This window comes from uncultured Intestinibacter sp. (assembly GCF_902468165.1).
GTDB lineage: Bacteria > Bacillota > Clostridia > Peptostreptococcales > Peptostreptococcaceae > Intestinibacter.
In genome coordinates this window covers 1-16926 of the sequence record NZ_CABQXJ010000024.1, presented here as the reverse complement: position 1 = coordinate 16926, position 16926 = coordinate 1, and the positions used below count along the sequence as shown (strand labels likewise).

At 32.6% G+C, this 16926-nt stretch carries 14 protein-coding genes and 1 riboswitch; all 14 genes read right to left on the bottom strand.

Annotated elements, in window-relative coordinates:
* Nucleotides 1-80: 80 nt before the first annotated feature.
* A complete protein-coding gene (gene acsV / locus RDX53_RS06185) occupies nt 81-2012 on the bottom strand; it encodes a corrinoid activation/regeneration protein AcsV (RefSeq protein WP_307993853.1) in 1932 nt (643 codons plus the stop codon).
* Between the two features lie 39 nt (nt 2013-2051).
* The gene (locus RDX53_RS06180; RefSeq protein WP_295571996.1) at nt 2052-2195 is read right to left on the bottom strand and encodes a hypothetical protein; all 144 of its coding nucleotides are present in this window, start codon (nt 2193-2195) and stop codon (nt 2052-2054) included.
* Nucleotides 2196-2384: 189 nt separating this feature from the next.
* A riboswitch (cobalamin riboswitch) is annotated at nt 2385-2560 on the bottom strand.
* 106 nt (nt 2561-2666) lie between these two features.
* Nucleotides 2667-3047 (bottom strand): glycine cleavage system protein GcvH, encoded by a 381-nt coding sequence (gene gcvH / locus RDX53_RS06175; protein ID WP_195929129.1) that lies wholly within the window; start codon nt 3045-3047, stop codon nt 2667-2669.
* A gap of 42 nt (nt 3048-3089) precedes the next feature.
* Nucleotides 3090-5225 (bottom strand): acetyl-CoA decarbonylase/synthase complex subunit alpha/beta, encoded by a 2136-nt coding sequence (gene acsB, locus RDX53_RS06170; protein WP_295675269.1) that lies wholly within the window; start codon nt 5223-5225, stop codon nt 3090-3092.
* A gap of 77 nt (nt 5226-5302) precedes the next feature.
* Entirely contained in the window at nt 5303-6115 is an 813-nt protein-coding gene (gene acsE / locus RDX53_RS06165; protein WP_195929125.1) for a carbon monoxide dehydrogenase/acetyl-CoA synthase methytransferase subunit, read from the bottom strand.
* A 134-nt stretch (nt 6116-6249) separates the two neighbouring features.
* Nucleotides 6250-7605, bottom strand: a complete 1356-nt coding sequence (acsC, locus tag RDX53_RS06160; RefSeq protein WP_295572000.1) for an acetyl-CoA decarbonylase/synthase complex subunit gamma — start codon at nt 7603-7605, stop codon at nt 6250-6252.
* 33 nt (nt 7606-7638) lie between these two features.
* On the bottom strand, nt 7639-8583 hold the full coding sequence (acsD, locus tag RDX53_RS06155) for an acetyl-CoA decarbonylase/synthase complex subunit delta (RefSeq protein ID WP_195929122.1): 945 nt from the start codon (nt 8581-8583) through the stop codon (nt 7639-7641).
* A 52-nt stretch (nt 8584-8635) separates the two neighbouring features.
* Entirely contained in the window at nt 8636-9406 is a 771-nt protein-coding gene (locus RDX53_RS06150; protein WP_195929120.1) for an AAA family ATPase, read from the bottom strand.
* A 78-nt stretch (nt 9407-9484) separates the two neighbouring features.
* Nucleotides 9485-10873, bottom strand: coding sequence for a dihydrolipoyl dehydrogenase (gene lpdA, locus RDX53_RS06145; RefSeq protein WP_295572003.1), 1389 nt, complete (start codon nt 10871-10873; stop codon nt 9485-9487).
* A gap of 238 nt (nt 10874-11111) precedes the next feature.
* On the bottom strand, nt 11112-11993 hold the full coding sequence (locus RDX53_RS06140) for a methylenetetrahydrofolate reductase (protein ID WP_195929116.1): 882 nt from the start codon (nt 11991-11993) through the stop codon (nt 11112-11114).
* A gap of 33 nt (nt 11994-12026) precedes the next feature.
* Nucleotides 12027-12701, bottom strand: a complete 675-nt coding sequence (locus tag RDX53_RS06135) for a methylenetetrahydrofolate reductase C-terminal domain-containing protein (RefSeq protein WP_195929114.1) — start codon at nt 12699-12701, stop codon at nt 12027-12029.
* 42 nt (nt 12702-12743) lie between these two features.
* On the bottom strand, nt 12744-13601 hold the full coding sequence (locus RDX53_RS06130) for a bifunctional 5,10-methylenetetrahydrofolate dehydrogenase/5,10-methenyltetrahydrofolate cyclohydrolase (protein ID WP_295572006.1): 858 nt from the start codon (nt 13599-13601) through the stop codon (nt 12744-12746).
* Nucleotides 13602-13897: 296 nt separating this feature from the next.
* On the bottom strand, nt 13898-14530 hold the full coding sequence (locus RDX53_RS06125; RefSeq protein WP_295572008.1) for a cyclodeaminase/cyclohydrolase family protein: 633 nt from the start codon (nt 14528-14530) through the stop codon (nt 13898-13900).
* Between the two features lie 137 nt (nt 14531-14667).
* On the bottom strand, nt 14668-16344 hold the full coding sequence (locus RDX53_RS06120; protein ID WP_307993852.1) for a formate--tetrahydrofolate ligase: 1677 nt from the start codon (nt 16342-16344) through the stop codon (nt 14668-14670).
* Nucleotides 16345-16926: the final 582 nt, after the last annotated feature.

The following is a 16926-nucleotide window of genomic DNA, read 5'->3' as shown; positions in this document are numbered from 1 at the left end:
ATAGCACTGTTATTTATCCAAAGTCAAACACAATATCCAAATATTGTATTTTATTTCAATTCTATTTTGTTATCACTAAATTACCCTTCTAATATAGCTTTTACACTTGGGAACGCATCTATATTTGTATGAGGTAAGAAACAACAAGATATAAATTCATCCATATATGTTGGGTATACGCTTAATTCAACATATGTCATTACATCTGATATTTCTTCTAATTTAGCTTTAGCTTCATCACTTAATAATGTTAGATAAGATCCTATAAGTGAACTGTTTCCTATGTATTGGAACTTATCTCTATCTATATCTGGAAGTAATCCTATAAATACTGAGTTTTCAATATTTAAGTGGTTTCCTATACCACCTGCTATATAAACTTTATCTACACAGTCAAAATCCATACCTAAACTTTCTACTAATGTTGCTGCTCCAGAATATATAGCACCTTTAGTTCTTATAAAGTTATCTATATCTACTTCTGTTATAAATAAATCGTCTTGTAGATGGTCGTTATCTTTAGCAAATGCTAGTACATATTCACCAATATCATTTTCATCAAATCTTATTCTTTCATTATTTAAATCTCTGTGTATTTTTCCTCTTCTGTCGATTATATTTTTCTTAAGCATTTCACAAATTAAATCGATTATACCTGAACCACATATACCAATCGCTGGTTCATTATCTATAGTATTTAATTTTGGAACTAGAGTTTCTGGGTCTATATCTACACCATCTACTGCTCCTGCAGATGCTCTCATACCACAACTAATTCCTCCACCTTCAAATGCTGGACCTGCTGAGCATGCACAACTCATCATAAAATCTTGGTTACCAAATACTATTTCACCATTAGTCCCTAAGTCTATAAATAGAACATTCTCTTCATTAGCCCAAATACCAGACGCAAGTACACCTGATGTGATATCTCCACCAACATAACTAGCTACATTTGGTGATAAATAAACACTTGCACTTGGATTTATATCTAACCCAACTTCTTTTGCATTTAATTTTGGTGATTTAAAAAATGGTGGGATGAATGGTTCTAATCTTAAATAATCAGGGAATATTCCTAAGAATAAAGTAGACATTGTTGTATTTCCTGATGCAACAACGCTTACTATATTATTTCTTTTAACACCTGATGATTTTACTAATTCGTTTATCAACATATTTAAAGTATCATCAACTACAGCTGCTTTAGCTTTTTCTATGTTGTTTTTCTTTATTGCATAAACTATTCTGTTTATAACGTCTGCACCAAATTGAAGTTGTCCATTTCCTGATGCACCTTTTTCTACTACTTCATTTGTGATTAAGTTTACTAAACATACAACAACAGAAGTAGTACCTATATCTATTGCTAAACCATATAATTTACCTTCTGTATTTCCTGGTTCAACATCTATTATTTCTAATCTATCATCAAAATCTCTATATGTAATAGTTATTTCAAAGTTATTTTTTCTAAATGCTTTTGGCATTTTCTTTAGAACTTCTATATCGTATGTCATTTGTTTTCCACCAAAGTTCATACTTATATGTCTTTCTAATCTATCAACATCACTTATATTGTCGTCTAATGTTGGTTCATCAAGAGTTATACAAGTTTTCTTTATATTATTTTCTAAAGTTATGTTGTGTTTTTCTGCTATTTCTACAGCTTTATCAAATAATACTTTGTCCTTAGCTTTATCTCCGCCTTCAACTTTCATTCCTCTCATAGCCATATCTAAAGAAGAGTTTGTAAGAACTTCTATATCTGATATTATTGTTGTGCAGCATGCTAAGATAAATCCATTTTCTCTATCTTCATCACTTAAGTGAGATGATACTTCTTGATTAACTTCCCCTGTTAATAATTTTACCTTACATTTTCCACAACTTTTACTACCATTACATGGAGCTTCTATATAAACATCTGCTCTTCTTGCAACTTCTAATAAGTTATCCCCTATCTCACATTCTATTGTTTTGCCTGATGGTCTAAAAACAACTTTCGCCATAATTTATCCTCCCCCAAAATTATAAATAAACTCTTACTATTATTTTATCATATTCGACATATAATAAGTTAAAAACATCGTTATTATTTTACCAAATTTAGTCATTCCCAGAATTAAAAATTCGCTTCGCTCATGGCGCCAACGACTTCGTCCGTTGCTTAAGTTAAAATTCACTACGTTCATGTCGCCAACGACTTCGTCCGTTGCTTAAGTTAATATGTTGGAAATTAAAAAAAGCCTTCTCCATGAAGACTTTTTAATTCAAACATATTTATATTAAGTTCTAAAAATACTTAAATTTATCTTATTTATAGTATTTTTTAATTTGAACCTAGCCTAAATAATGTTGTGAAGTTATCCTATCTCCCGAGGTAAATCACGTTTAATTTAGGCAGGTCTCCTGACTTAATTTCATCCTACTTCCGGCCTTCCCGTAAAATACAGTGGCCTTTTGGTTTCGTCTATATTACAGTAGCGGGAACTGTAAAGGATTCTCACCTTTTTCCCTATTAATTTCGATTAAGAAAACCTAAATTTATATTAAATTTTATCAGATATAATTATCCCCTATCTTTTTTAAAAAAGTATAGTAAAAGTGAATTTACTCACCTTCACTATACTTTTATTTTAATCTGAAATAAGCGGGTTCAAATACTATTCAGCTAAAGTAGCTTCGTATTGTTCAGCTGTTAATAATGCTTCATATTCAGCCATATCAGCTACTTTTATTTTACAAATCCAAGCATCATATGGAGCTTCATTAACGAATTCTGGTTCGTCTTCTAATTTTTCATCATTTACTTCTACAACTTCACCAGATATAGGTGCTATTAATTCAGAAGCAACTTTTGAAGATTCTATTACTCCAAAATCAGAGTCTTTAGTTAATTCATCTTCAACTTCTGGTACGTCTACGTATAGAACTTCACCAAGTTGATCTTGAGCAAAGTCAGTTACTCCTATATAAGCATATTCTCCATCTAATTTTGCCCAAGTATGTTTTGGACTGTATTTTCTATCGTTTAGTATTTCCATTTTTATTTTCCCCCTAATCGTATTTTCTTAATTTCTGGAAAATTATTCTCCCATTATGAAATCCATTTCTAATGCTGGGTGTCCTTTTTCTGCTAAGAAAGCACAAACTTCTTCAGAATCAACTGCTATTGTTTCGTCACAGATATAGTCAGTAAAGTTATCTATACCAGCCATTTCTTTAACTGTTTTATTTAATTTTTCTCCAACAGCATCTTTTAATTCTTTAGGCATCCATACTATTCTTTCTGGTCCACCTTCAGTATATGCGAATTTTTTAGAAGATATGAAATGTCTACCATGACCCATGAATCCTGGAGTTTGAACTCCACCACCTGTCATAGATGCTAATTCACCAAATGTCATACCAACTGGAGTAGTACCAGCATATTCTCTGTTTACTATAACTAATCCATTAGCTTCAGGCATTATACCGCATATACATTCGAAACATCCACAAGAAGTCATAGGGTCTTCCATTATAGAGTATAATGTTACATTTTCTACTGCACCTTGAGATATTTCACAAACTGCATCAGACATTGATTGCCAGATACCTTTCTTTTCATCTAGACATGGACCTTTTTCTATTGGTTGACATGGTCCTGTTGGGTTAAGTTCTTTAGTAGCTTTAGCATCTAACCAAGAAACTGCACCACATAATCCAAGTCTTTCTGGAGTTACTATACAAACGTGTGCTGGAGCGAATGCTTGGCACATGTTGCAAGAATAGAAATCATCAACTGCTTCGTCAGTTAATTGTTCTAATCTGTCATCTCTAGCATTATATCTTTCTATAGCTTCATGTTTTCTTTCTTCAACTACTTTTTCATCAGTTATTATTGTTATAGCACATTTATCTACAACTGCATCGAATTCGTCTTTCATCATAGCGTACATAACTTCACCTATGTGTTTTAATTGGAATCCTTTTGCAACGTCGTCTTTAGATATTCTTACCCAAGCTTGGTCTCTTTGTCCAACGTGCATTAAACCTTCAGTATAGTTCATAAAGTAGTGGAATCTTCTTTCTAGAACTGGTTCGAAGTCATCTTGCATTGCTCTACCAGCAACTTGAACGATTATTGCAAGTGGTAATCTTACAACACCATCTTTAGCAGCTTCTGGATCTATTTCAGGTCCTATTACTTCTATTTTATGGTCTTCTACTTCACCTAAATCATATGATTTAACTAATTCCCAAGCAGTAGTTTTGTTTCCACCAAATTCGTAAGCCATTTCAGCTTTTCTGATTCTTTCACCTTCGAATGAAGCTGCAAATCCAACTGGAATTGGTATTTCAGTTATTTTTATTTTTATATGTCTAGCTTCTAATGAAGTATCAACAAATTTATCATAATCTCTTTGAGTTAATAAGTTACATGGAACTTCTGTAACAACTTGGTCAGTTATTACTGGGAATCCAAGGGCGATTGCACCAGCACCGCAAGCAACTATTAATTCACTAAGTGGTCCGAATGCATTAACAAATGCAGGAACTCTTTCTGCTGTATATGCTAATAATGCATTTAAGTCACCTGGTTTAACAGCACCGAATATTAAAGCAGCTCTTATAGCAACAGAAACAACGTGGATAACTGAAGTTACATCATATCCTAAAGCGATAACACGTAGGTCTACACCCATTTTAACGTCTGCTTCTATAGCTTGGTCTATAACTTTACCAACTAAGAAAGTCATGATACCAGCAGCTTGATATTTTTTAACTATTTTTCCTAATGTTTCAGAATCTGGGCATTCACCAAGAACAACTGCAACACCAGGTATATCTCCTGTAACAAGTGGAACACCTAGAGATCTTATTATAGGGTCAACTATATGTCCTGCACAAGGAGCTTCGTATGGAGCATCACTATTTACGTATTTTATAGCTTCTATTATTTCTGCACAAACTGCAGTAGCTAAACCTGCATTTAAAGCAGTTTCTAATAATGGTTTTTCTACTATTAATGATTTAGCAACACCTAAAGCTGTTTCTAAATCTGCTAAAGTTGTAGCTTTTAATCCAGTTGCAGCATATATACATGGGATTGCATATGCAGTATCTGGGAATGCTACTGGATGGTCTTTACCTTTTTCTGCTACTACAGCTGTTAAAGCTTGGCTTGCAGCATCATATGCTTGATTAGCACCTGTATAAATTATGTTATATAAATTCACTCTACTTCCCCCTTTAAATATATTCACAAGTCAAGCTTTTATAAAGCTTGACCGAGAGTTTTATTTATTTATAGTTTTTATTTGTATTCAAATCCTAATTCTTTAACTTCTAAGTATGAATCAGCGTATAAAGAAGCATTTCTTATAATATCGCAAGATTTCATAGTTTGCATTAATAACTCATCTAATGGGTTAACTATTGCTGAAGAAAATCCGTTAGCCATTGCCATTGCTAACCAGTTACTATCTAATATTGGTCTTATATGTTTTGGACAACCATTAGATACATTTGATAAACCACCCGTAGTTTTTAATCCCATTTCAGTCATTTGTCTGATAGCATCTAAAACATCCATTTGTTTATCTTGCATACCTTTTATAACTAAGCAAAGTGGGTCAAAATAAACATCTGTTTCTGGGTCTATACCAGCCATAGCAGCAGCTTCAATTAATTCAGTACAATATCCCATACGTTGATCATTATCAGCTGGAATACCTTCTTTAGCACATAATGCTATTATAGCTGCATCATATTCACCTGCTAATTCCATTAAGTGTTTTCTTCCACCTGCATCTGCAGAGTTTATAATTGGTTTACCATGAGTTCTATCATAAACTTTAAGTCCAGCTTCTAATGCAGCAACATTTGCTGTATCTAATGCAAGAGGTACATTATTTAATTCAGATTGTAATAATTGAACACCCCAAGTCATTATTTCAGCTCCATCTCTTTCAGCTGGCCCTATGTTGAAGTCTATAACATGAGCTCCTGCATCTAATTGTTCTATTGCTCTTTTTAATATTGGTTCAGGATCTCTTTCTGCTATAGCTTTTCTTATTGGTGGTGCTATACAGTGTATTCTTTCCCCTATGATCATAAATTTTTCCATACTTAATATCCCCCTTAGAATTTTTATATTATCTTAGAGGCTTAAGGAAAACCTCAAGTCTCTATCTATAATTATTAATGTTTAAATTTAATAAGCTTTTTTATATTAATTAATCAACTCATTACTAATATATATTAGTGATTAGCAGCATATTCTTTTAAGAATTTTGGAAGTTCCATAGATTCTAATGGCCCTATGATTACATTCCATCCTGGCATATTATCAGCTACGTCAGGTTTTATAACTGCTAATTTACCTGGTATAACTATATCTCTGCAATCAGTATATTGTTCTATATTACATTCTTTAGCAAATGCACCTATAACAGATCCACCGAATTTACCTGCAGACCAAGCTGTAAGAACTGAATATCCACCAGCATCTGGTATCATTAACCAGCAAGGTACTTTAGATGCTTCTATATCACCAGTAATTGTGAAGTATGTTAACGCGAAGTCAACTGAACATAATACTGGAGAATTTTTGTCTGGGTTATTTAATGGATAAACTTTAGCTTCTACTCTCATTGGTTTTTGAGGGTCAGTGAAGATATTTTGTCTTAATGCATATAGTGGTAATGCTTTAGCATAAGTCATATCTTCTACAGCTAATATAGTTCCGTATTTAATAGTAAATATTGAAGATAAAGCTATTTCTAAGTTAGCATCTCCGTTAGCTAATTTAGCTACGTTTACGAATGATGGATAACCAAAACTTCTATCTCCTTCTTTTAATGCTATTCTTCTAACTTGTACAGCATTTATATAAGTATCTTTTATAGTTTCTCCTGTTACATCTATTATTAATTCTTTGTAATCAGCAGCTTCTATAGCTTGTACTGTAGTATATAATTCTTCTAAGTTAGCTCCTTGTACACCTAAAGCTAAACTGTCAGCTTTAACTACATCTACCATAGCAGCAAAGTTATCTTTATTTGCTCCTATTACTACTGGTTTTAATCCAGCTAATGCAGCAACAGCTTCTTTAGCGACATCAGCATCTGCAACTTCTAATACATATGCACATTCGATACCGCTATCTTTTATTTTGTTGATTATAGCTAAGAAGTTATCTTTATTGTCATTGTATTTAACATAAGCGAATTCAGGTTTCATTATTTCGCCTATTCTTTCATAATGAACAACTTTCATTCCTTCTATTTTAGCATCTACTGTAGCTTCATCCATGCAATCACAGAATTTAACAGCAAATCTATTTCTGTTTACTAAAGTTTTTTCATGTCTGAATAAAACTGTTTCTCCACCTAGCTCATATTCACTTTCTCCAGCACCAACTTTTAAAGTTTTCATTGGAGGTGCAGTAGCTGCAGCTAATTTAGCTAATGCTTCTGGAGCCATTTTAGGACAAGCAGAAACTTCTACAGCCCCACTTGCAACTTTCATAGAGAAAGCCATACAAGTTGGGAATCCACATTCCTTACAGTTTTTCTTTGGTGTTAATTTAAATATATCTAATGCTTTTAATGCCATTATTATTTCCCCCTAACCTTACAAATAATTCTATTACGCTAAAGCGCTTATTAAACCTTTTATAGTTTTCATTGATTCTGGATGACGAAGTATTACTGCATTTGATCCACCAACAAGTACACTTGCAGCTGTAGATACTTCCATACCTATTGTTCTAGCTTCATTATCTCCCCATTCTGGTACGTCAGCTTCAGTAGCTATTGCTTCTTTAACGTGACCAACTTCGAATGAAACTGGAGTTATTATTGGTATTTGTAATGCTTTATCATTTTGGTTAAAAGCTGCTAATCTAACTCTATCCATAGTAGATGCAACATATTCATAACCATAACCAACTGCTGAACAACCAACATTCATAACTATATTTTCTTGTTTAACGCCTAATTGAGTAAGTAATACATTCATTTGTTTAGCTAAGTTTATATCAACTGCAGATTCTGCAGCAACTTTTTGACCATAGGCCATACCAGCCGCAGCACCAACTGCTTTGTAGTTTTCTTCTACAGCTGACATTACTAATATATTTTTTCCTTCTAATGCAGCAGAAACTTTATCAAAGACTTTACCGTCTTTTTCTGCGTTACCACATCCAGCAACTACTAATGGTAAAGTTATAGCATCAGCAACAGCTTTTGCTACTTCTGCACATTCTTCTGGAGATTTATCAGCTCCATCTGGAGAAGCTCCATTTAATCTTAAGCATATGAAATCTGCTTCTGTGTTATCTTCAACATATTTAGCCCATTTAGCAGGATCTGCCCAAACGTCTCCATATATTTTAGAATAACATTCTATCCATTCTTCAGGTTGGATATCTGATATTTCTGCACCAACAACTGGCGCATTTCCTGTTTCTCCATCAAAGCTATAGAAAGGTAGAACTTGTTCTCCTCCTAATTTTATAGCTTTATCTCCTGTACCTATTTCTACTACATTAACTGTTCCAGTAACTTTTTGAGTAGACATTTTAAATGCCATATCTTTTTCCCCCTTAAGCCTATTTTAATTTATAATGTGTGCCCCTTAAAAATTAAGGTAAATCTAGGGTTTCTATTATTTTTTCTAGTGCTACCCTAGATTTTGAATCATCAGGTAATTTTACTAGTGGTATACCTTCTGAATCATATTCATATATTAATTCATCTGAAGGAACTACTCCAAATAAATCTAAGCCATATTTTTCAATCTCTTCTTTAACACCATTACTTAATTCTCCATTTGGAGCTTTGTTAACGATTAAGCCGATTTTTCCAACGCTTAAATTCATTTCTTCTGCTAAATCTCTAATTCTTGCAACAGCTTGAATACTACGTTTTGCACAATCACTAACTAATATAAGAGTATCAACATGTTTTGTAAGTTTTCTACTTATATGTTCCATACCTGCTTCATTATCAGTGATTACATATTTATAGTGATCTGAAATTTTTTGAACTTGTTGTTTTAATATTCCATTTACGAAACAATAGCAACCTTCCCCTTCTGATCTACCCATAACTAGCATGTCGTATCCATCGCCTTCTTCTAAGATCATGCTTAATTGCCATTGTAGGAATTGAGCTTTAGTCATTCCCCCTGGAAATGAATCCCCATTTTTTTCAGTCATATTAGCTACTTCTCTAATATGTCCAATTGTTTCTGGCTCCTCTGTTCCTAATACTTCATACAGATTGCAGTTTGCATCTGCATCAACTACTAGAATTGGATCCTTTTTTTGTTTTACTAATGTGTCAATTAAAAGCCCTGTTAGACTAGTTTTACCAACTCCGCCTTTGCCGGCTACAGCAATGTTATAAGTCATCTTATGATATCCCCCTTAAGCTAAGTGTTATCACAACAGAGCTTTTTATCAAATTATGTCAAACTCTGTGTTTTCAAATTATTTTTTTGGTATAGCATGTACACATTCTCCATGTATATCATGTATAGCTTCCATTAAGCCTTCTGATAAACTTGGATGAGCATGTATTACTTTACCTACATCTTTAGCTTTTAATCCTAAACCTACAGCTAAAGATAATTCTGTTAATAGGTCAGTTACATGAGGTCCAACTAAAGAAGCACCTATTATAGTGTCATTTTCGTCGGCCATTACTTTTATAAATCCTTGTAATTTACCTATTGCTTTTGCTTTACCTAAGCTTCTAAATTCGAATCTACCAACGTTATATGGTGTACCGTTAGCTTTTAATTCGTCTTCTGTTACACCAACACCAGATACTTCTGGTTCAGTATATACACAGCTTGGTATAGCTTTATAGTTAACTGTTTCGCTGTTACCTTTAACAGCATTTTCAGCTGCTACCATACCTTCAGCAGATGCAACGTGAGCAAGCATTGCTCCTGGTATTATATCCCCTATTGCGTATACACCTTCAACACTTGTTTCTAGGTATTCATTAACTTTTATAAATCCTCTTGGTGCCATTTCTATACCAACTTCTTCAACACCTGAGTTAGCTAAGTTAGGTCTTCTACCTACGCAAAGTAATACCATTTCAGCTTCTACTGATTTTCCATTATTTAATTCTATTTTAACTGAATCGTCATTTACAATGTAGTTGTCTGCTCCTACACCTGTCATAACTTTGATTTTATCTTTTTTGAATTGTCTAGTTAAGCTTTTTGCTGCTTCTGAGTCCATTCTTCCTAGTATTTGTGGAGCCATTTCAACTATAGTTACTTTTGTTCCTATTGTAGCGAAGAATTGTCCTATTTCACTACCTATAACTCCTCCACCTACTATGATTAATGATTCTGGTTGTTTTGGTAAGCTTAAAACTTCATCAGAAGTTATTACATTTTTACCATTGTAAGGCATGCCTGGGAATACAGTTGGGATAGAACCATTAGCTAATATAATTTTATCAGCTACAACTGTTTCTACAGTACCATCTGCTTTAGTAACTTCTATAGTATTTTTGTCTACTAATTTACCGAATCCATCTATTTTTTTAACTCCTCTTTTGTCAAATAAGAATTGGATTCCAGCTACTAACTCATCTGTTACTTTTTGTTTTCTTGCTATTATAGCATCAAAATTAGGTTTAACATCGCCTTCAACTTCGATTCCGAAGTTCTTAGCTTCTTTCACAGTTCTAAAAACATCAGCAGAAGCTAATAAAGCTTTTGTTGGTATACAACCTACATTTAAACAAGTACCGCCTAATTTGTTTTTTTCAATTACAGTTACTTCAGCACCAAGCATAGCTGCTTTTAGAGCGGCTACATATCCACCTGGGCCTCCTCCTATTACTGCTACTTTCATTTGTTATTTCCCCCATTTACCTTGTATGTTTTATAGTTTTATTATTTATTATTAAGGTCTATATAGATATAATATATATCTATTTATATTATAGCTAATATAGACCCATTTAGCTTGTTTTTCTGTTAAATTTTTACAAATATTTTTAGATTTTTCTCTTATTATCTAGAATTTTAACATTCTATGTAATATTTTTAGAGAATACCCCTTAAAATTATTCTGTTTAAACAGATATATCCTATAAACCTGCAGCGTCTAATATTAGTGGTACATTTTCTTCTGCACCTATAGCCATTATGTGAACACCATCACAAAGATTTTCTTCTTTTAATTGTCTGATGAATTCACCTGCCATTTTTATACCTTCTGCAACATAATTACCTTTACCAGCAGCTTTTAATCTTTCGATTTGATCATCTGGAACGAATATACCTGGAACATTAGCAGTCATAAATCTTGCCATTCCTGGTGACTTAAGCGGAACTATACCAGCCATTACTTTACAGTCCATATCTTTAGTTAATTCTCTAAATTTTCTCATATGTTCTATATCATAAACGGCTTGAGTTTGGAAAAATCTAGCTCCAGCTTTTATTTTCTTTTCCATTTTTAATAATTGTACTTCTATTGGATCATATTCTGGAGTAACACAAGCTCCTAAGAAGAAGTCTGTTTTACCTTTTAATTCTAATCCTGTACTATCTGTACCATTATTCATCATAGTTGCTGTTGATAATATACTAACAGCATCTAAGTCAAATACTGGTTTAGCTTGTTTGTGGTCACCTACACAGACATGGTCCCCTGTTAAAGCTAATAAATTATCTATTCCAAAGAATCCTGCAGAAAGCATTTCACTTTCTATAGCAATTCTATTTCTGTCTCTACCTGTCATTTGTATAACTGGCTCTAATCCTAAATCTTTTAACATTTTACATGTAGCAAGAGATGAAGTTCTCATTACAGCAGATTGATTGTCTGTAACATTAGCTGCATGTACTCTCCCAATAACTAATTTTGCACATTCTGCTAAATGTGATAAATCAGTTCCTTTTGGAGGTGCCATTTCAGCTGTTATTGCAAATTCACCTTTTTCGAATGCTTCTCTTAACTTACTCATCTAAAAAATCCCCCTTTAATAATAACCTTTGTTTTAAGCTTCTGCGCTTGCTTTCTTATTAGCATCTAAACGTCTTGGATTAAGTTGTTTAGAATAATCTTTAGGTGGTCTAACTTCTTTTAAGTTGTCTAATTGACCTAAATCTTTAAGTCTTTCGTAAATTAATACCCATGCACAGTCATTGTCAGGGCTAACTTCACATTTACCATTTTTAGCTCCACCACAAGCACCATTTACTAAGCCTTTAGCACACATAGTTACTGGGCATATACCTCCAGTCCATCCAAGTTCACATTCTCCACAAGCTTTACAAGCTTCTTCAAATTTACCAACTCTTTCAACTTCACCTATAAACATAGTGTTGTTTGCTGGATAAACAGGTATATTTTGTTTTTTAGTGTTTTTCATTATAGTTTGAGTACCATCTCCACATGCAAGAGATAATACAGCATCTGCTTGTTTTAATTCTTCTTTAACAGATTTTAATTCTTTTTTATTTAAAAGTAAGTTACACGTAGAGTCTGGCAGTACGCTACCTAAAACAGTTTTCCCCTCAGCTTCTAATAAAGCTGTCATTTCTTCTATTTCAGGAGCTCCACCAACTTTACATGCTGAAGCACATTGACCACAGCCAACAAGGATTACTTTTTCGCATCCTTTTAAAAATCCTAATATTTCTTCCATTGGTTTTCTTTCAGAAATTACCATACGATTTTCCCCCCAATTTGAATTCTAAAAATCTATAGAAAATTATTTGTTATTTTGTTGTTTACAAGCTTTTATAACATGTTTAGCAAGAATTGAAGTAGTAACAGAACCAACACCTGCTGGAACTGGAGTTACCATAGATGCTTTTTCTACTACATCATCTGTATCAACGTCACCACAAATTCCGCCACCTTCTGGTTTAGCATTTATACCAACGTCTATAACTACTGCACCTTCTTTAACGTAGTCAGCTTTAACCATTCTAGCTCTACCAACACCTGCTACTAAAACATCTGCTTCAGCGCAAACAGCTGGTAAATCTTTAGTTCTTGAATGACAAATTGTAACTGTTGCATTTTCTGCTAATAATAACATTGCAGCTGGTTTACCTACTACCATAGATCTACCTAATACAACTACATTAGCTCCACTTAGTGGCACATTGTAATGTTTTAATATTTCTACAACTGCTGTTGGTGTGCATGGTGGAAATCCTGTTTTGTCACCTTCCATAAGTTTAGCTGTATTTAAAGGACTGAAACAGTCTACGTCTTTTTCTGCTGCTATAATATTTTTTATAACATTTTCATCTATACCTTCTGGTAATGGTCTAAATGTTAATATACCATTAACTGATGTATCTTTATTTAATTTTTCTAGTGCTGCTATATATTCATCTTGAGTTGTTCCTTCTGGAAGTTCAGTAACTTCTGTTTGAATACCTATAGTTTCACATTTCTTTAAAGCACCTTTTTCATAAGAAAGATCGTTAGGTTTTGCACCTACTCTTAATATTGCTAATTTTGGTTGAATTCCTTCTTTAACTAATGCTTCGCATTCTACTTTTAATTGGTCACTTAACGCATCTCCAACTGGTTTACCTTTTATTATTTGTCCCATTTTTTAACGCCCCCTAATTTCTAAATTTTATTTGGTTTATGTATATTTATATACTATAATTATATACTTCTGTGGCAAATATTGTATAAAGTTTTGTGTATAATCATAGTTTTTTGTTAAAAAATTATTCAAATGAATATATTAATTATTCATTATAGATAATTTTTTATTTTTATTTAATTTACATTATTTTTGGGTTTTATAACTTATTTTTATCTTTTTATTTGTTCTATATTTCTTTTCTTAACTTTTAATTTTTTAAAGTTATTTTAAATTGAGTATCAATATTTGATTTCTTATCTCATTGCAGCAATTACTTTATCATATACTGCGTCGCATATTTCTACGCCTTCTTTAACTAATGCTTCACATTTTTCATCTAAAGCTTTAGCGTATTCTTTATCTTTCATTAAACCTACATTTATTATTACATTAAGTTGAGCAGATAATATAGCTCCTCTTAGAGCTTGAACACCACAACCTACATCACTTATAGCAAGTCTTGAACCTTTATCGACTAATTCTTCATGTAATTTTATACTTTCATTGCAAAGCTCAACTATTTTGAAAGGAACCTCGCATGCAAGTTTTAAGCATCTTTCTAATTCTACTTCTTTAGCAGCTTTTTCTTCATCAGTATTAGCTGGTAAACCGTAAGCTTGAGAAAGTGGGAAAAATCCTTCAGCATCTTTATCAATCATATCTAATAATTGATCTTGTAATATTTTAGCTTTTCCTAATATAGCTTGTATATCTTCTTCATATTGTGCATATTTTTTCTTTCCTGTTGTTAAATTGCAAACCATGCTACCTAAAGCCATACCTATAGCTCCAACTAATGCAGCAGCTCCACCACCGCCTGGAACTGGGGCTTTAGATGCTAGCACATCTACAAAACCTATACAACTTTTTTCAGCTATTTTTTCCATTTATATATCTCCTTCTAATTTTAGGTTTTACCGAGAATAGTGTGCATTAGCACACTATTCTCTTGATTAAATCCTTTTGTCACTATGTATAAATATTATAATACATTTACACACTGATATATATATTAAATTACTACCTAGAATAATCCAGATATTACTCCATTTTCATCAACATCGATTTTTTCTGCTGCTGGAACTTTTGGAAGACCTGGCATCTTCATTATTTCACCAGTTAATGCAACTACAAATCCTGCACCTGCAGATATTGTAACTTGTCTAACTGTTATTCTAAATCCAGTTGGTCTACCTAATTTAGTTTGGTCGTCAGTTAATGAATATTGAGTTTTAGCCATACAAACAGGAACTTTACCAAAGCCTATTTTTTCTAAGTTAGCTAATTCTTTTTCTGCTTCTGGAGTATAATCTACACCGTCAGCTCCATATATCTTAGTTGCTATTGCATTTATTTTTTCTTTTAATGAGTATTCGTCTGGGTAGCAGAATTGGAAGTCATTTGGTTCATCACATAATCTTATAACTTCTTTAGCTAATTCTATACCACCTTCGCCACCTTTAGCCCATACTTGAGATAAAGCAACGTTAACGCCTAATTCTTGGCATTTCTTTCTAACTAATTCAACTTCAGCTTCTGTATCAGTTGGGAATTCGTTTATAGCTACTACTGCTGGTAATTTATAAACTTGAGTTATATTTTCAACGTGTTTTAATAAGTTTGGTATACCTTTTTCTAACGCTTCTAAGTTTTCCGCGTTTAAGTCAGTTTTGGCTACGCCACCATTGTATTTTAATGCTCTAACTGTTGCAACTATTATAACTGCATCAGGTTTTAAGTTAGCCATTCTACATTTAATGTCTAAGAATTTTTCAGCACCTAAGTCAGCACCGAATCCACCTTCAGTTACTACATAGTCTGCAAAGTGCATAGCCATTCTTGTTGCTATAACTGAGTTACAACCATGTGCTATATTAGCGAATGGTCCACCATGAACAAATGCTGGAGTTCCTTCTAATGTTTGTACTAAGTTTGGTTTTAATGCATCTTTTAATAATGCTGCCATTGCTCCATTAGCTTTTAATTGTTTAGCTGTTACTGGTTCTCCATCATAGCTGTATCCAACTATTATTCTACCTAATCTTACTTTTAAATCAGCTATATCGTCAGCTAAACAGAATGCTGCCATTATTTCTGATGCAACTGTTATGTCAAATCCATCTTGTCTTACAGCCCCATCACCTTTTTTACCTAAACCATCAACGATATTTCTTAACTGTCTATCATTCATGTCTACGCATCTTCTCCAAGTTATTCTCTTAGGATCTATTCTAAGTTCATTTCCTTGGTGTATGTGGTTGTCTACCATTGCAGCTAGTAAGTTGTTTGCAGCTCCTATTGCATGGAAGTCACCTGTAAAGTGTAAGTTTATATCTTCCATTGGAACAACTTGTGCATATCCTCCACCTGCTGCCCCACCTTTGATACCGAATACTGGTCCTAGAGAAGGTTCTCTCAACGCAACTAATACGTTTTTACCTAGTTTTTGTAAACCGTCAGCCACACCTATAGTAGTAGTAGTTTTACCTTCTCCTGCTGGAGTTGGGTTGATAGCTGTAGTTAATATTAATTTAGCTTTCTTTTTACCATTATCTTTTTTAAGTAAGTTGTAGTCAATTTTAGCTTTATATTTACCATATAACTCTAAATCGTCTTCTGTTAATCCTAATTTTTTAGCTATTTCTCTAATATCTTGAGGTTTAGCTTCTTGAGCTATTTCAATATCTGATTTGAATCCCATAATAAACATCCTCCCACAATTTGAATTTTTAAAATAAATACGTTTTAAATAAATAGTCTGGCAGATCGAAAATATATTATATTTCGACTTGTTATTATAAATTTATTATAGCCCAATAAATACTAAATATATGTTGTTTTACCAACAAAACGTCATTCTTTTAACATGTTTTTTCTTGCACTTTGTATATTTTTTTGTATGTTTTATTTATACATGTGCTCTATATATTATACCCATAACTTTATTTATAACAAGAGAATTTATTTTATTATAACTATCAAGAAATAGTGATTTAAGTGCTTTGAAAATTTTTTAGAAATTTTTTAGAAAAGTGTATAAGATTTTTTTTCCTGCCAATAATATAAATGTATTCCTCATAATATTCCCCCAATATTATAAATACGTAATAGGAGGCAATCTAGATAATTCTGGGTTGTCTTCTTTTTTGCAAAAAAATAAGATTATTCTTTGCGTAGCAAATAATCTTATCCAAATAAATATAAATAAACTATGTAATTAAATTATAGTACTAAAAATTTATTTTTCCCACAATTTTATAAAATTTAATATTTCTATAACAAT